Annotated in this window: 15 protein-coding genes and 1 pseudogene; 13 read left to right on the forward strand and 3 right to left on the reverse strand. The window is 44.5% G+C overall.

Translation table 11 applies throughout. The features are described 5' to 3' along the window. The 7 genes and pseudogenes from FE296_RS19245 to FE296_RS32880 all read left to right on the forward strand — a co-directional run. Window positions 1-236, forward strand: a pseudogene (locus tag FE296_RS19245) (lipase family protein); the annotation flags it as partial. A gap of 93 nt (window positions 237-329) precedes the next feature. Next, window positions 330-1,646 carry an S-layer homology domain-containing protein gene (locus FE296_RS19250; protein ID WP_190945366.1) on the forward strand — a complete coding sequence of 439 codons (1,317 nt, stop codon included), beginning with the start codon at window positions 330-332 and terminating at the stop codon, window positions 1,644-1,646. A gap of 58 nt (window positions 1,647-1,704) precedes the next feature. Beyond that, window positions 1,705-5,022, forward strand: a complete 3,318-nt coding sequence (locus FE296_RS19255; protein WP_223868951.1) for a DUF5704 domain-containing protein — start codon at window positions 1,705-1,707, stop codon at window positions 5,020-5,022. 169 nt (window positions 5,023-5,191) lie between these two features. After that, on the forward strand, window positions 5,192-5,461 hold the full coding sequence (locus FE296_RS19260) for a hypothetical protein (RefSeq protein ID WP_150366037.1): 270 nt from the start codon (window positions 5,192-5,194) through the stop codon (window positions 5,459-5,461). A 32-nt stretch (window positions 5,462-5,493) separates the two neighbouring features. Then, complete coding sequence (locus tag FE296_RS19265) at window positions 5,494-6,789, forward strand: Tle-like phospholipase domain-containing protein (protein WP_150366038.1); 1,296 nt, start codon at window positions 5,494-5,496, stop codon at window positions 6,787-6,789. Between the two features lie 31 nt (window positions 6,790-6,820). After that, window positions 6,821-7,096, forward strand: a complete 276-nt coding sequence (locus FE296_RS19270) for a hypothetical protein (RefSeq protein ID WP_017692363.1) — start codon at window positions 6,821-6,823, stop codon at window positions 7,094-7,096. A gap of 136 nt (window positions 7,097-7,232) precedes the next feature. Then, complete coding sequence (locus tag FE296_RS32880) at window positions 7,233-7,421, forward strand: hypothetical protein (RefSeq protein ID WP_190945368.1); 189 nt, start codon at window positions 7,233-7,235, stop codon at window positions 7,419-7,421. A 480-nt stretch (window positions 7,422-7,901) separates the two neighbouring features. On the opposite strand, the gene FE296_RS19275 is transcribed toward FE296_RS32880, so the two are convergent. Beyond that, window positions 7,902-8,222, reverse strand: a complete 321-nt coding sequence (locus FE296_RS19275; protein ID WP_036605715.1) for a winged helix-turn-helix transcriptional regulator — start codon at window positions 8,220-8,222, stop codon at window positions 7,902-7,904. A 415-nt stretch (window positions 8,223-8,637) separates the two neighbouring features. Between FE296_RS19275 and zwf the strand changes: the two genes are divergently transcribed. From zwf to yunB, 4 genes are all read left to right on the forward strand, one after another. Further along, a complete protein-coding gene (gene zwf, locus FE296_RS19280; protein WP_124117433.1) occupies window positions 8,638-10,092 on the forward strand; it encodes a glucose-6-phosphate dehydrogenase in 1,455 nt (484 codons plus the stop codon). Between the two features lie 552 nt (window positions 10,093-10,644). After that, entirely contained in the window at window positions 10,645-11,538 is an 894-nt protein-coding gene (gene gnd, locus FE296_RS19285) for a phosphogluconate dehydrogenase (NAD(+)-dependent, decarboxylating) (RefSeq protein ID WP_062838007.1), read from the forward strand. Window positions 11,539-11,624: 86 nt separating this feature from the next. Beyond that, window positions 11,625-12,269 carry a fructose-6-phosphate aldolase gene (gene fsa / locus FE296_RS19290; RefSeq protein WP_036605718.1) on the forward strand — a complete coding sequence of 215 codons (645 nt, stop codon included), beginning with the start codon at window positions 11,625-11,627 and terminating at the stop codon, window positions 12,267-12,269. A 212-nt stretch (window positions 12,270-12,481) separates the two neighbouring features. Further along, entirely contained in the window at window positions 12,482-13,360 is an 879-nt protein-coding gene (yunB, locus tag FE296_RS19295) for a sporulation protein YunB (RefSeq protein WP_091020784.1), read from the forward strand. An 88-nt stretch (window positions 13,361-13,448) separates the two neighbouring features. Here yunB and FE296_RS19300 read toward each other — a convergent pair whose 3' ends face one another. After that, entirely contained in the window at window positions 13,449-14,519 is a 1,071-nt protein-coding gene (locus tag FE296_RS19300; protein WP_124117437.1) for a M23 family metallopeptidase, read from the reverse strand. Between the two features lie 240 nt (window positions 14,520-14,759). On the opposite strand from FE296_RS19300, the gene lipA reads away from it, so the two are divergent. Further along, on the forward strand, window positions 14,760-15,659 hold the full coding sequence (gene lipA / locus FE296_RS19305; protein WP_017692371.1) for a lipoyl synthase: 900 nt from the start codon (window positions 14,760-14,762) through the stop codon (window positions 15,657-15,659). 14 nt (window positions 15,660-15,673) lie between these two features. Further along, window positions 15,674-16,093: a YutD family protein gene (locus FE296_RS19310; protein WP_223868952.1), complete on the forward strand. Its 420-nt coding sequence runs from the start codon at window positions 15,674-15,676 to the stop codon at window positions 16,091-16,093. A gap of 28 nt (window positions 16,094-16,121) precedes the next feature. Here FE296_RS19310 and FE296_RS19315 read toward each other — a convergent pair whose 3' ends face one another. Next, window positions 16,122-16,925 (reverse strand): NAD kinase, encoded by an 804-nt coding sequence (locus FE296_RS19315; protein WP_036673293.1) that lies wholly within the window; start codon window positions 16,923-16,925, stop codon window positions 16,122-16,124. Between the last annotated feature and the right edge of the window lie 58 nt (window positions 16,926-16,983).

Consider the following 16,983-nt stretch of genomic DNA (forward strand, 5'->3'; position numbering starts at 1 on the left):
GGAAATGGAGTCGCCAAGCACAGGATATGAGCCGTACCTTTGAGCGAATCCAACGGAACTTTTTTGAGTACACTGAGAGCAGTCACAGTCAGCGGCTTGTGCCGATTGTATGGGATCTTCAGATGAGTATTAAGCAGCTAGATGAATGGCATTTGGAACATACATCAGATCTTGTAGATTATATCCAGAACATGGCCGACTTGTTTATCCAGGCCGATCGTGGTGTGGGAATTTAGTAGTTCTAAAGTTTGATCATTTATACACATATAACAGCAAGAATTTACATAGCAAAGAAATTAACTATTCTTATTGAAATGAGGCCAACACAGATGAAAAAGAAAGTAATCGTCATGAGTACGATAATTGCCCTTTTAGCAGCGACAGTTCAGGTTCATGCAGAACCAACTGTTTCTTTGGATAATAGTTTAAATAGTAAGCAAATGAATCCAAATACAGATCGTGACGCGGGACAAAAAATATCATTCAAGGATATTCAAGGGCATTGGGCAATATCTAGTATTCAGGCGGCGCTGGATAAAGGGATTGTTAGTGGTTATCCTAATGGCATGTTTTATCCGGAAAATAAAGTAACGCGTGCAGAGTTTCTAAAGCTCATCGTTAGTTCACTGGGCCATGAGGCAGAGCCTACAAAGTCCAATGCGAAGTGGTACGATGCATATGTCACATCTGCCAAAGTCAATAATTTGTATGTTGAATCTGATTTTTCATCTTCAGATTGGTCTAAACCCATGACGCGCATGGAAATGGTACACGTCGCAGCACGCGCCATTGGGCAGATTGGTACAGATGATTATGATTTTCTATATCTTGCTGTAAAAAATGGGTTACTTTCGGGTACGGGAAACGGAAAGCTTGATCCCGAGGGTACAACCACTCGTGCTCAAGCGTTAACCGTTGTAGACCGAATTGGTAAAGTGCGGAGTGGACAGACACTGAAAGTAGATACAGTAGCTTTAAAGAATGCAGAAAAAGCGAAGAATGCAGAGCGGGACCCGTGGGGGCGTGTCATTCGAACAACCAATTTGCCTAAAAATGCAAAAGACTTTCCGTATATTTTGGAGGACTATCCGAATGAAATGTATGAGATGAAGCCCAATATTATTGTGGATACGACTTCTGCTCAACTAGCCAAGTCAGATGAATATTTTAATAACAAAGGTATGATGGATCAGTGGAAACAAACGACGGAAAACTATTATAATTTAATGCTTAATGTAGATTACAGAACGATTGATGAAGAGTGGGCTAATGAATTATTCTCATATCACAATCAAGGATTCAGGGTAGTGCTTGCGGATATGAGACGGTATGTGAAATGGGTTAAGGAAAATAAAATTATCATCAAGGGTTCTTTAGTTGCCGAGCCTTCTATGTTGACTGACGCTGATAGACTAGCAGGATACTTTATTCGAACTAAATTTAGTTTTGAAATGAAATCCTACGCTAAATATGAAAACATTATGTTTGATGAACGTTTTATGAAAGTCGGTCCCTTCAAAAAAGGGAAACGGTATGAGGGTTACTCAGATATTCCGCTGTCCACGAATTCAAATACAGATGATCTAAAAGTCAGTGGAGATGCTACATTATTTAGCAGAAATTCTATTGTCCGTGAAGTGAAATAAGGACGTCGTGATGACTTTTAAAAAGATTGTAGCATGTTTTTTAATGATGTCACTGGTGATGGAATTATTAGTTTTATTTGTACCAACAGGAATCGCCTTTGCGGCAGATAATATTGAATTTGATAAATCAGGCTCTATTAAATTCAGAACAACTTCGACTAAAGCATCTACATCTATCCGATACAAAACCGTGGGTTTCACGGTTGCACGTAATGCAAGATGTACGTCAACCAATTGTGCTCCTCAACAGGGGGGGCCTTATGGTGTAGTCAGAGTTACTCAAGTGGATGAGATTGATAATAGAGATGGTACAGTTACCACTTTTTTTGAAGTTCCTGTTGATATGGTGAATAATGCATTGGAAGACGCTGGACTTGAAAAGATCTCGAATGGAGGTCAGATTTGGTTCAGCTCTATTTTTCATGTTATTAATGGATCTAGGCCTAATACCGATTTCGTTACTCTACAGAACATTAAAAATGCTGAAGGTTGGGCAGATCCAAGCAGATTTAGGCAATATTATGATATTCCCATTGTAATGAATGCATACTATCCAGTTACCAAGATATATCGAACTAGTGAAGGTACACAGATGTATTCTGCAAAAGTAGAGAGCGACATTGACGATGTAGATAAAAATTGGCCGGTAGGTAAGCCAGTAGGTAAAGTAATGTTAGATAAGACCTATCCGTTTCAAGGTGATACCTATAAGCTAGTGAAGTCGTATGTTCAGTCTAAACGGAAGTTAAATGAACAGAATTTTGTACAAACGGGTGATCCAGAGATAAATGCAAAGTTATCAGAAAGAAATTTTACAAATTATCTTGGAGGTACGAATGTAGTAGGTGTATATCGTAAAGTAACGACGATTCCTGATGATCCTATCCCAGACGGGAGGGCAGCTTGCAAACCTACCATTAATCCACCAAACGAGATAGCTTCACCTGAAGTTGAATATATGGAACCGGGAGCCCAAGGACATATTTTGGAGGATGACCCAACCAACGGCATTCATTTTGATGCCACGCGGGGGATACCGACTTCAGAGCACCTGTATGCCAATACGTGGGCGATGAATTATCTGTTCCAGCATACCTTTGGCAAACAGCAAGGGACGATTACTTATGATTGTACCGCCGACATTATCTATGCCCGTACTTGGAAGGTTAAACAACCAGCCCTATCGGGACCTAATGGCACAACGATTCCGCAACCAGATACTCAAGGTTCCGATGAATATCCACACCAGTACAAGTTCAGCTTTGAGAGGAATTACAGCTATTGGAAGATCAATAACGTGGCACTGTATTCCATTGACCAGGCGGAGATGGAGAATTATGCTCTTCCTGACGGCGGGCGAATTACGCTGTATCCTCAGGGATATACTCCGCCGGAGCTCGAGATGGAACACGACGAAGACGTGGAGATTCACGTCATGCCGAAGGAAACAGGAGAGATTAGTTTTGTTCCCGAGGTGGTTAAGGGTGACGGATATGAACCGCCCGATATACCGGATGATACCGAACTGCTTAAAGGTATAGCTGAGGGTCAAACAGGCCCGCCTGATGTGAAGAATGATGCACTTGACTTTACGTGGGAAGGTTCAACTACGAAGGTAATGGATGACAGCACTGTCGTTGAAAATGGACCGGATCCGACACAAATCCCAGCGCCGACCAAGATCGGTTCGTATAAAAACACCGGAGAGCAGGTGCTGTACGCAGATCAGCTGTTAATCCCCCAGGACCGCTTGAACAGGGCGAATACAGAGTCGACGGGGGAGATTGAGTATACGCTTCATCCTACAACCTTGGGAGGCAGCGAAGGAATGACTTTTCCGATCAATTCCATTAACATGGTCACCGTCCATACCCCGGTTGTGAACTACTCGCTCGTTTCGGATGATCAGCCACATAATCAGAAAACGGTGCCGAACATGAACCGGTCCGCGCTCATTTTGGAGCGACCATTCACGGTTCGCATCCCGACCAGCGGACAGCATCTGGATGCAGGGTCCTACCCGGGATATGGAGATCGGGATTACGCTAAATATTATCGGATTAAACAAGTGCGGTTTCCTTTTGACGTGTACAGTGCCGACCGAGCGCAATTTTATCCGCGAAACACGTGGATTGATGTTCAGGTACCGGTACTGGATACGACCTTCTATCTACCGGTGTGGGTAGATGAAGGAGACTACCAGGTGGAATTCCGGAATATCGCTGAAAATGCTCCGTCGCATTTTAATACCGAGCCGGAGATCGACGCCCAGCCCGATGCCAACACAGACCTGTACTACCACGCCGCTTCGGACGAAGTCTCCGTAGAGGTCATTGGGCGACTATATGACTTTGAGATTACCGATATCGCGGACTATAACTGGGAGCTCGTCTTCCGCCGTTTCAAAAATAGCCTTGCGCCGACCTGGATCAGTTACTGGACCGGAACGCAGGATATCGATGGGGACAAGCGGGGGAACAAAGCCCAGTTTACCGTCCCGATTCGCCCGGGCAGTCACCCCCTGCAAGGGTACCAGAATGTGGCGGTGAAAACGGGATACCACTTCAAGTTTGATTTTAAAACGAAAGGCAACATGTTCGGCCCGCGAGACGGCATTCGTCTCACGCCAACCTTTGATTTTGTGAGTAAGGATGGCCGTACGCGTGTGCCTGTTGATCTATATTACTCGACCAATCAGCGCAACTTTATTCGCATCGGTTCCACAGAAGATCAAGTGAAGCGGTTCGTGATTTTGAATGAACGGCTACGTCAAGTTCCGTCCGAACAACTACGAGATACAGCGACGTACAAATACAACCGATATGGTGAAATCCACCCGGGGATGATGAGTGAACGAGCGTACCAGGAGTATTACCGAGACAAATTCACGAAAATGAAGACACCCGTAGGCGGATACAGCCTACTGCTTATGCCAGAGCAATTGCGAACGTTTATCGGTCCGAAAACGAATATTCCAACGACCGCCAGCGCCGATGTCCTCCGTGCGAATGCAGCCATTCAACAATGGTACGGGGAATACAGTCTACCCGCCGAACCCTATGTGGTGCAAGCGGGAACGAACTTGGCGGAGTATGGACGTACGCATGGCGGGTTAGATGCTAAATCGCCAATCTTCTTGAAGGATGGGTATATCGTGGTGAACTTCAACTTCGAGTCCATTCGGGAGGGAAATCTGGCGGCACCGCATCTGCAATATATTCATGCCCCGCTGATGAATCAATGGTTGCTAGAAGGATTCCAACGTAAGGTAGAGGATAGCTATGGGAACAGTTTCACCTTGCGGGACGGAGACGTGGTCTTTTACCATGCCGATCGCTCCAGTCGCGATGATTTCAGTGCGCAGGTACCGCATTAAGAAATGAATGTAAGTATTGCATCAATTATTGGATAGAAGAAATCCTTGTACTAGAGGATTTCTTCTGTTTTACACTACATCGATAAAGTGAGGGATGGTTGTGTCCCGGATAATAAGGATAATTACATTTACCATAATGATCGTTGGAGTAATAGGAGGATGTTCTGGAGTGGACAAAAAGGATCAGGAAATTATAGAGCGTTCGGAGACCATTGCCATTGATTATCTAAAAGAAACTTATGATTTAGACGTGACCATCACAAGGAGGCAAATGCAGCCTAAGATGGCAATGTCACGTGTATCAATATATGGTTATATAACGGGAAACGAAGATCAAACATTCATAATATCGATTAATTATGAGACTGGTTTACAAGAGATGTTTGCGTATAGTCCTGAATTCAAGAAGGCATTATTAGTAAAAGGATATAATCTTTGATATTAAAGTTAAATGTGAGGTAGGGAGATTAAATGAGTAAGGATGATCTAAACAATAGAAATATAACCGATCAGGTTTATCAACGAATGTCCGATGCAGCTTATAACGATTTTGAGAAAGGAATTGAAATTGAAGGTTTAACGGGCTGGGAAGTACTAGACCAGAAACATAATTCATCCGGTATGGATGCAGTGACCTTTTATAATCCTGATACGAAACAAGCCGTCGTTGCTTTCCGAGGAACGGAAGGATCCAGCACTTGGGATAGAAAAGCTCCTGATTTAAAAGCGGATGTTCTAAATATAGGTCTTCCTGAAGTGGGAGCTACGGTTGCTAGAGAATACTATCCGTGGCCTGAATCTTGGAGAGGGGGTGTTCAAGCTACCGAAGATGCCTTAGGGATCACCTGGCTCAATAACTTGTTTGGGGATACGGGCAAAAGTATAGATAAAGAGTTCGGACCTGATAATCAGTTGTACGAAGCAGAAGATTATGTGAAAGAGATGCAAAGTAAGTATCCCGATGCAGACTTTACACTTACCGGGCATTCATTAGGCGGGGCAAATGCACAATATGCAGCAGTGTATACGGGATTAGATGCAGTCACGTTTAGTGCGCCTACCGTCGTGGCATCATTAACACCAGAAATGCGTAGGAAAGCAGAAGAAGGGGCTTTCGATGGTCAGGTGACCAACTTCATTCATCCTGGGGATTTCATTGCAAGTGGTATGCTTGGAGGATATGAGAGGCATGTGGGCTCAACCCTCTTGATTAATAAAAATTATGACGATTTTAATGCAAGTTACGGTGCTGTGGATAAAATAAAGGATACACTGACTGGTCCTGGATATCACGATATGAAACATTACAGTTTCGATGACGAAGGGTATATCGATAATATATTGTATGAGGAAATTACAGGAGAACGAGTGAGTTACTCTCCGCGAAAACCTTCGGATCATAACATCCTGGATCATGCACGTGAAGCATGGGATACCCTATCCAAAGGTTTCAAGTCTGTGGTTAACGTTGTAGGTGGCTACTCGGCAGGAACCATCGAGTTAACGCCAGAGGAACTGAAGGAGATCGCAGGGAAATGGAGTCGCCAAGCACAGGATATGAGCCGTACCTTTGAGCGAATTCAACGGAACTTTTTTGAGTACACCGAGAGCAGTCATAGTCAGCGGCTTGTGCCAATTGTATGGGATCTTCAGATGAGTATTAAGCAGTTAGATGAATGGCATCTGGAACATACATCGGATCTTGTAGATTATATCCAGAACAAGGCGGATCTATTTATCCAGGCCGATAGTGGAACAGTAGCTTAACGAACGCATATAGAAAGGCAGGAAGATGTATATGAGTGGAAGCAGTATAGCCATGGATTTGGATCAGTTATTACAGGCAGAACAAGAGTTGGATCTTATCCTTAGCGAATTGAGAGAAAACGAGAGAGAAGCACGTGTATTGTATGGGAAATTGAACACATGGAAGGGACAATCAGCCGATAAACTTCGAATCAAGGTGGAAGTGTTTTTCTATCAGTTGGATACTCGGACACAGTTACTCCTCAAACAAAAACAAGAAATGTTAGATGCGATCAAGAGAATAAAGGATGCGGATGGAAGTTATTGACTGTATATTGAGATTTTATTTTTGATTTTACATAAAAATTTGTTTAAATTTGAAATGAAGATTCGCTCCAAAGATATGTAATAATTATGAATATCTAAAGATGCCACCTTATGTAATAGTAAGGTGGCATCTTTTTGTGGTAAGTTTGTTTACTCTACAACTACCAGTAAACAATAGGCCCGTTGCTTCAACCAAATTAACTTCGACATCACTTCCAGTTAATGGATATCCTTTTGGCGATGATCAGCAGAAAGATGGAGTAGTTAATGCTTTTACAGGTATCGGTTTTACGTCATCTGAGAAAATCGAAGAAGAGATGTTTTGAATTGAAGAGTATTGCGAATATGAGATGTGATTGGATCAGATGGTGGCAGATGTTTACCTTTCCAAATTGTTGTTGTATTCTTCCCGCATTTTTCATAAATAGACGGGTAGCAGCTTTATGGATTACGTTAGAGCTGGAAAGATGAAGCAAGCCCTCTTGCTCCTTAAGACAACAACATTCTCGGAGGAGGAGATTGGCAAATGTGCCAGATTTTCGAGTGGATCGTATTTCTAGTTATTTCGCAAATCGTTAGACGACCTAACTACAGTATAGGAAACAATTTGAACGGAGCAGTTAATATAAATTGGTTCTCAAAAAACAGCGTTATTACGTACCTATATATAATTAGTATTCACTGTTTGAATTAAAAAAATCCCGGATGCGGAATTGCACTAGCCAGTTGCTAAATGCGATACTCCACCTCCGGGATGCACATCGGTAACCTTCAAGCTAAATAAATATTAAGGATTCCTCAAGCTGTTACAACCACTTATCAGCCCAACGTTCCACTGCGCTTAGCGCTCTCCCCAGTTCCGTTCCTTTTCGTGACAACATATATTCAGTTCGAACTGGACGTTCCGTGACCACATGGCGAACCACAAGTCCTTCTTCCTCCAATTCCTTCATTCGCTCATTTAACACACGTTTGCTCAAGTCAGGGATATAAGCGTGAATCTCACTGAAGCGTTTGGGCTCCTCCATCAATGCATGAATAATAAGGGCTACCCATTTTCGACCAATGATCTGATAAGATTGTTCCACTTTTGTGCATATTTGCTTGGCATTCTCATCATCGCTCATGATTGTACTCCTTCGGTTTAGTATTGCTTGTAATATCATTAGTATACTTATTGTAACCTACTTGTCCACAGGCCATATGTGTAAAATGTCACATACCAATTGTTCTTAATCTTACCACATAAAGCGTTATCATCAAATAAAAAGCCTATAAACACTGGAGTTCACAGTTTCGACACGATTATTGACGAATTGTGACGACAGGTGTAATATGGGTAACGTTAATTCAAATGGTTACAATTTATAACCTAAATACAGGTTGTGGAGAGAAGGAATGTTCCATGGTTAAATTCAGGCGTGTTATATAAACGGAGGCAAGGCGGGGACTGCACCCACTTATTCCGTCTTTTGTCATGCTTGGATTTGAACATTTTGCAACATCATATACTATACTGCACAGATCACAGGAGGCAATCCAATGGACGCAATGACATTTGTCCTGTTCGGGGCAACAGGCGATTTAGCCAAACGCAAGATTTACCCTGCATTATATAACTTGTACATGGATCAGAAAATGCCGAAATCCTTCTCCGTTATCGGATTGGGACGACGTGAATTGTCGGATGCGGACTTTCAGGCGAATGTGGAAAAGTCACTTCATGAATTCTCCCGTCAGACCCCGGAAGAAGCATCTCAGGTTCGTGATTTCATTGGCGCTTTCCGTTATTGTTCTTTAAATAATACGAAGCTTGAAGATTACACCAAACTGTTGGAATTGGTTCAACAACGTGAACAAGAGCTCAACATTCCCGAAAACCGCATGTTCTACATGTCGGTGGCACCGGAATTCTTTGAGCCAATCGCATTAAACATTCAAGAAAGTGGCTTGGGTAACACTAAAGGCTGGAAAAAACTGATTATCGAAAAACCATTCGGACACGACCTGCAATCGGCTCGTGATCTGAACGAAAAACTGAGCAATACCTTTGCGGAAGAAGAGATCTATCGCATTGACCATTTCCTCGGCAAACCAATGGTACAAAATATTGAGACGCTCACCTATGCAAATCCGGTGATTCAGGCGTTGTGGTCCAACCGTTATATTGCCAATGTACAGATTACGGCAAGTGAGACGGTAGGTGTTGAAGAACGTGCCGCGTATTACGACCAAAGTGGTGCCCTTCGTGACATGTTCCAAAACCATATGCTTCAGTTGCTGATGATGATTGGTTTGCATTTACCAAAGCGTTGCACACCCGAAGAAATTCAATTCAAAAAGCAAAAAATTGCTGAAGCACTTCGTCCGTTGACAAAAGGAAATATCGCTTCTGAAGTTGTTCGTGCGCAATATGCAGCAGGTGAATTGCAAGGTTCCTCGGTTGTTGGATATTTGGACGAGCCTGGCATTCCAGCCGGATCTCAGAACGAGACCTATGTTGCCGCAAGACTTTGGATCGATGATCCATTCTGGAGTGAGGTTCCATTTTATATCCGTACAGGTAAACGTCTGGCTGAGAAATCCACTCGAATCGTTGTTGAGTTCAAGGCTCCACTGAAGACCGGTCATGAATCCGAAAATACAACAGAACCTAACCTGCTGACGATTGAAATTGGTCCGGGAGAAAGCATCTCGCTTCAATTAAATGCGAAGAATCCATTGAACCATGGTGAAGTGGAACCAATGCACATGACCTTCAACTCGGGTAAACGTAACATCCCTGAAGCCTACGAGAATCTGATCTTTGATGCAATGCGTGGAGATTCCACCTTCTTTGCTCACTGGAACGAAGTTGAGCTGGCATGGCAATGGGTGCAACCGATTCAGGAAGCATTCGAAGCAGGCAGCGTGCCACTGGATACGTACAGTGCAGGTTCGCATGGACCAGAGTCAGCAGATCGCCTGACAGCTGCAGATGGCTACCGTTGGTGGTAAGTGTAACAACAGAGTAATCATCTGAGAACACAACAGTGCAATCCATTGTGTTTACCAATGAACATTTTGCACAAGTCCAAAGACCGTCTTTCAAGTAAACAGGATATGAAACAAAATGGTTCTTTTCGTCTTCTAGAACTTGTATTCGGAAGCGAGTTGATCGAAATGATGCAAAATGCTGATATAGATGAAGTAGCTTTTATGATGTATACAGATCTCATTTTTTATGAATTATACCGTTCCAATTTTGCATAAGCCCTTCCGGTTATGTTTACCGGAGGGCAGTGAAAAATTTTTAATATAGAGGTGTTCAAATTAATTAACTTTTGGTGTAGTGCCGTAGTGTAGGGGATGGAATCGATTCTGAAGAAGCGAAGCGTTCGCCTTTGTATCCGAATTTTAACTATAAGAAAAATAGTTCAAAAAAATTTGGATACAACAGCGATCATAAGAACGATCCATCACCGGAACGGTTGCTGCATAACGCAAACCTTAATTAATATTTGAGCGCAAATGAAATTTAAACATTGTTCATAACAGGAGGATTTTAAAATGAAACTTGGACTAGTCGGATTAGGAAAAATGGGATTGAACTTGGGTAGAAACCTGATTGATCACAAACACGAAGTGGTTGCTTTTGACCTGAACGCTGAAGCAGTAAATGAAATGAAAGAATACGGCGCTGAAGGCGTGTCTTCTTACGCAGAGATGGTAGCTTCGCTCGAATCCCCACGTGTATTGTGGATCATGGTTCCCCACAATGTAGTAGACGCTGTATTGGCTGAAGTTAGCCCATTGTTGTCCAAAGGCGACATCATTATTGAGGCGGGTAACTCCCACTACAAAGAATCCATCCGTCGCTACGAAGAGATGAAAACTAAAGGCATTCACTACATGGATGCAGGTACGTCTGGCGGTATGGAAGGCGCTCGTAATGGAGCATGTTATATGATCGGTGGAGACCCGGAAGCTTGGGCAATCGTTGAACCGGCATTCAAAGATACTTCCGTAGAGAATGGCTACCTGTATGCTGGTAAAGCGGGCAGCGGTCACTTCCTCAAAATGGTTCACAATGGTATCGAGTACGGTATGATGGCATCCATCGGTGAAGGTTTTGACGTATTGGAGAAAAGTGGATTTGATTTCGACTTCGAACAAGTGGCTCGCGTATGGAACAACGGTTCCGTTATCCGCTCTTGGTTGATGGAGCTGACAGAACGTGCCTTCTCCAAAGATGCGAACCTTGATGAAATTAAAGGTGTAATGCATTCTTCCGGTGAAGGACGTTGGACGGTAGAAACGGCATTTGACCTTCAAACCGCTACACCGGTTATCGCTTTGTCCTTGCTGATGCGTTATCGTTCCCTGGAGACAGACACATTTACAGGTAAAGTGGTAGCGGCATTGCGTAATGAATTTGGCGGTCACGCGGTAGAGAAAAATTAATTTTATATATAACTGTTAACATATGATGGACATCGGGTAATAACTTATATCGTGTTTACGAATTCATCAAGTGGAGGGAACATATCATGAAATTTTTCTTGGATACAGGGAATGTGGAAGAAATCAAACGGATCGAACGTCTGGGTCTGGTGGATGGAGTCACGACTAACCCGTCTTTGATTGCCAAAGAAGGTCGCGTATTTAAAGAAGTCATTCAGGAGATCTGTGGCGTTGTTAAAGGCCCGGTCAGTGCTGAAGTTATCGGTCTGAAAGCCGAGGATATGTTGAAGGAAGCTTATGAAATTGCAGAATGGGCACCGAATGTAGTTATTAAACTGCCGATGACCGAAGATGGGCTGTATGCTTGTCATGAGTTAACGCAAAAAGGGATTAAAACCAATGTAACGCTGATCTTCTCCGCAGCACAGGGTCTGATGGCAGCGAAAGCTGGTGCAACCTACATCAGTCCATTCGTTGGGCGTCTGGATGATATTGCGGTGGATGGTATGAAACTGATTCGTGATCTGCGTCTTATTCTGGACATGTATGATCTGCCTTCCGAGATTATCGCAGCAAGCATTCGCAATATCAAACACGTCGAAGATGCAGCCCTTTCCGGTGCGCACATTGCCACCATTCCAGGTTCGCTTCTGCCGACACTTTGGAAGCACCCACTGACAGACAGCGGGATTGAACGTTTCCTGAAAGACTGGGAATCTGTTCCGAAATAAAAGGATAGACATGCCTGAATCTTTGGGTGGTCTGAACATAAAGCCTTTCGTCTTGCAGAGTAATCTGCGGGCGAAAGGTTTTTTTTATCTCTGTTTATTATGTTGTTGTTGCTTTCTATAGAGTGTACACGTACTTTCCTTCTTTTTTGGGACAACGGTGCATAAGGTTAACATATAGCCTATAGCTCATCCCGTAGGGGAGGGACACTTCGATGATGAGAAGAAAATGGCGAAGCCGGAGACGCCGTAAGCCGCCAAGCGGCAAGCGCAAAATGTGGTTGATCATTTTATTGGTCACCGCGTTTTGTTTGATGCAGGGCTTTGCTTATGTGGATAAAAAGATGAAGCCCCCCATCATGCACTTGGCCAAGATCAGAGTGAAGCAGATTGCGACCGAAGCGATCAACAAGGCGATTACAGCACAGGTTGCAGATGGCAAAACCAACGAAGGGCTGATTGATTGGAAGACGGATACCGCCGGGAAAGTGTCCGGTTTCATGCTGAACTACAATGAGCATATGAGAATCACCGCAAGTACGATGAATATTGTGCAATCCACGCTGCAAAATGTACACATGTTAAAAGAAAAAATCCCGCTGGGGCAGGCACTTGGCAGTCCGGTGTTGGCTTCATTTGGCCCGAGTATACCGGTTCGTATTGAGCCACAAGGCGCTGTCAAAGTGGACCTGAACACCCGTCAGCAGAATGCGGGTATTAACATGATTTTGGTGGAAGTGTACATTCACATCATTGCTGAGGTCGCGGTCGTGGTACCCTTCGACATGGAGCCCGAAACGGTCGATACGGAGATCCCGATTTCCTACCTTCTGGTTGTCGGGGATGTGCCAATGTATTATTACGATAACCAGGGCAAGCCAGTAGGCAGTAACGGCAGCAATGCCCCGGCTATTGCGCTGCCATCAGGTCATACGGGTGTATCAAGCGGTAATGGAGTAACTACGAATCCCCCTAGCCAGAACCAGCAACAGACGCCGTCGGACCCTTTGCAAGGGAATGAACTTGAAATTGAGCCGGATGATCTGCCTGATGTGAATGGGGGATTGCAGCTCAATAAGGACGCGCACCCATGATACACACAAATTAGAATTGTAAAGCAAAGAAAGGGGCCTCTATTAAAGAGGTCCCTTTTTCGCTTTGCTGATCGTGCATATCCTCGTCTTACTTGCTTTTCTTGCTCTTTTGTTTGCGTTCATCCTGTTCCCAATGTTTCAGCTGTGGATAAGGATCGAACGACCATTCGTGGAGTCCGCTGTCCCGGTAGATCCCATAGTGCAGATGTGGAGGGAATTTGCCCTGTGTCCCAGGTTTCCCGTAACCCGAACTGCCAACCCAACCTACGACCTGACCGGGGATCACAACTTCACCGATGCGTGCACTTTTGTCAAAACCCGAGAGGTGGGCGTAATAATGATAATGGTTGTTCAAATCCCGAATTCCGATGCGCCAGCCGCCAAACGGATTCCAGCCTTTGATTTCCACGACCCCGTAACAGGTACTGCGCACAGGCAGGCCATGCGGAGCGAAGATATCCGTTCCCTCATGAATGCGATAACCGCCCCAGCTTCTTTTTGTCCCCCAGGTACTGCGATAGGAGTAGTTGGTTCCGAGTGGGACCGGAAAGGCATGTCCGAATAGATCCAGATTGTCAAAATGCTCATATAACTTCGCGAATTGCTGTATCCGTTGCACAGCACGGGAGTTGTGATAATATTCCCACAAGGCAATGTTGAAGTCCTCTTGCTTGTTCCCGTAACCTTGAATAACAGAAGCCATGCTGTACAGCACATCCTGATCATTGTTGGCATCCGCTATACCGTCTCCTGAACCATCACGTCCATATCCTTTGAAAAAAAGAATGGATTCCGGATGTTGATCCGTCTCATCGGGATTTAGCCATCCTCTCCAGGCCGGAGGGGTCATGAAGATACCCGTAAGCCGCTCCGGATGCTTGCGATCCTTTGGATGTGCACGAGTAATCGTTCGTTCATACTGATCAATGGCAGCAAGCCTGTACCAGGGAATCTGGGTCATCTGACCGATGGTTTCATATAAATGGCGACGTGCAGCGAAAATTTCTGCGGGTTTTAACTCGGCAGCCTGTGGTTTGGGAGCGGCCTGGGCGGGTTCACTGTAAACTTCAACAGGCAAGAATGGGAGAAGCAGAGTACCTGCAAGTAATGTTTTGATCCAAAAGCGGTACGTGTGCCTGAAGGTCAAGCGTTGTTGCACTGGGAAGCAGCCCCTTTCCATTAGAATGATACAAGGTACCCGATGAACCAAGCTAAAGGTTAGCGTTCTTCAAAAGTTCTCATTTTATCCATGTAAGCTCTTGGGGGGAATCGAATTATACAAATTGTCCATATCGGGCATGAATGCACAAGATGTGACAAATGGGGGTTTTTCCAGCGCTTTCATGGTATAATATGTTCCGAGCAACAGCCTAACTTCAGTAGAAAGAAGGTTTATGCATTGGCTAAACGTGTTAAAGAACCGAAGCCGGATTGGATTCGGATCAAATTGACAACCGGCGATAACTATCAGGAAATGAAAACGATGATGCGTTCCAAAACGCTGCATACGGTATGTGAGGAAGCACGGTGTCCGAATATTTATGAATGCTGGGCCAATCGAACGGCCACTTTTATGATTTTGGGCGATATTTGCACAAGGGCATGCCGTTTTTGCGCGGTGAATACAGGCTTGCCAACGGAGCTTGATTTGCAGGAACCAGAACGTGTGGCGGAAGCAGCAGAGCAGATGAATCTGCAACACTGCGTAATTACAAGTGTAGCCCGTGACGATCTGAAAGACGGGGGAGCTACGATCTTTGCAGAGACGGTGAAGGCCGTACGGCGACGGTTGCCATTGTGCAGCGTTGAAGTACTCATTCCAGATTTTCTGGGTGATCGGGAATCTTTGCAGATTGTAATGGATGCCAAACCGGACATCCTGAATCACAATATTGAGACGGTTGAGCGGTTGTCAGACAAAGTGCGTGCCAAGGCCAAATATAAACGTTCACTGGAATTGCTTGCTCGTGCCAAAGAAATGCAACCTAACATCCCTACGAAATCAAGCATTATGCTTGGTGTAGGTGAGGAATATAATGAAATTTTATCAACAATGGATGATCTTCGTGCGGTGAACTGTGATATTATGACGATTGGTCAATATTTGCAGCCATCGGAGAAACATCTGTATGTTGAAAAGTATTATCCGCCAGAGGAGTTTGCTGCATTGAAACAGGAAGGATTAAAACGTGGATTCAGCCACGTCGAATCTGGCCCGATGGTACGCAGCTCCTACCATGCGCATGAACAGGTGAAATCGGCTACCAAACATGCTGAACAGGCGGCAACACACGCGTGATGGAGGATACCGGATTGGAAGAAGAAAAAAACACAGAACAGATTCAGGACCAACTTCAGGAACAAATCCAGGAGCCGGCTCAGGAATCGGTTGTTGAGTCAGGTGAAGAAAAGCCCAAAGAACCGGTCATTGTACAGATCGGTGGCAAAAATTATGAAATCGTCCAGAACCACAAAGAAGGCTGGAATCCAGAGGTTTTCCGTGATCGTTACAGTGAAGTGCTGGAGCGTTATGATTATATTATCGGAGACTGGGGTTATAGCCAGTTAAGGTTAAAAGGTTTTTACCGTGACAACCATCCAAAAGCGACGAAGGATTCCACGATCGCCAGTATGGTGGATTATATCAATGAATATTGTAACTTTGGCTGTGCGTACTTTGTGCTTCAGAAGAGCAAAGATCAACCTCAAGCCAAAGCAAAAAGCGGTTCCTGAGAAGGACCGCTTTTTTGGTGTGTTTATTTTAGTCAAGAAATGCCGTGCGAACCCGGTTCCAGAATGGATAAGGGCGGAAACGTGCGAAACTGACCTTGTGACTGGATACCTGACAACGGACGGAGATCAGATCCTCCACCATCACATTCACATGATCAATGGTCATCAGTAACCGCTGATCCTTGCGGGAGAAAATATCACAATGATGATGCTTGGGCAAAATAACCGGTGAACCGAGTGTACGATAGACACGGTTATTAATTGAAGCAATCTCCGCAATCTGAATGGCCTCAATGGTTGGATGAACCATGGCACCGCCAAGGGCCTTGTTGTATGCCGTGCTGCCTGAAGGCGTGGATACACAGATTCCATCCCCACGGAACATCTCAAATGTCACATCGTTAATATCGACCTGGGCCACGACGGTACCGTCTACACCTTTTAACGTAAATTCATTAAGGGCGATGTAAGAGGAATTCCCCGACTTTTTCCGGATCTCAAGCTCCAATAGCGGGTATTGTACAATGCGTGGTTTGAGACGCTCCGGATCTCCTTTGCCACTCATCAGCCTGACTAACTCCCGTAATTCTTCCTTCTTCCAATCGGCGTAAAAGCCGAGATGGCCTGTATGAACCCCAACAAAAGCAATATCCGGAATACGGTCGATGAAATTGTGAAATGCCTGCAGCATCGTACCATCGCCCCCGATGGAGATAACAATCTCCGGCGATTCTGCATCCAGCTTGAACCCTTCTTCCTTCGCCAGCGCATGAAACTGCTGACTAAGATCAATCGATAACTGGTCTCCGCGGTCTTGAACATAATATCTCAAGATGAAAGCTCCTTTGTGGTCATTATACTACCGATGATAATCAATTCCGCGGAAGAAC

Origin of the sequence: Paenibacillus sp. UASWS1643 (assembly GCF_008693195.1) — a bacterium.
GTDB lineage: Bacteria > Bacillota > Bacilli > Paenibacillales > Paenibacillaceae > Paenibacillus > Paenibacillus amylolyticus_B.

Coding starts and splice junctions, on each gene's coding strand:
- FE296_RS19250 (WP_190945366.1), top strand. CDS start 330: ATGAAAAAGAAAGTAATCGTCATGAGTACGATAATTGCCCTTTTAGCA.
- FE296_RS19255 (WP_223868951.1), top strand. CDS start 1,705: ATGGAATTATTAGTTTTATTTGTACCAACAGGAATCGCCTTTGCGGCA.
- FE296_RS19265 (WP_150366038.1), top strand. CDS start 5,494: ATGAGTAAGGATGATCTAAACAATAGAAATATAACCGATCAGGTTTAT.
- FE296_RS19270 (WP_017692363.1), top strand. CDS start 6,821: ATGAGTGGAAGCAGTATAGCCATGGATTTGGATCAGTTATTACAGGCA.
- FE296_RS19275 (WP_036605715.1), bottom strand. CDS start 8,222: ATGAGCGATGATGAGAATGCCAAGCAAATATGCACAAAAGTGGAACAA.
- zwf (WP_124117433.1), top strand. CDS start 8,638: ATGGACGCAATGACATTTGTCCTGTTCGGGGCAACAGGCGATTTAGCC.
- gnd (WP_062838007.1), top strand. CDS start 10,645: ATGAAACTTGGACTAGTCGGATTAGGAAAAATGGGATTGAACTTGGGT.
- fsa (WP_036605718.1), top strand. CDS start 11,625: ATGAAATTTTTCTTGGATACAGGGAATGTGGAAGAAATCAAACGGATC.
- yunB (WP_091020784.1), top strand. CDS start 12,482: ATGATGAGAAGAAAATGGCGAAGCCGGAGACGCCGTAAGCCGCCAAGC.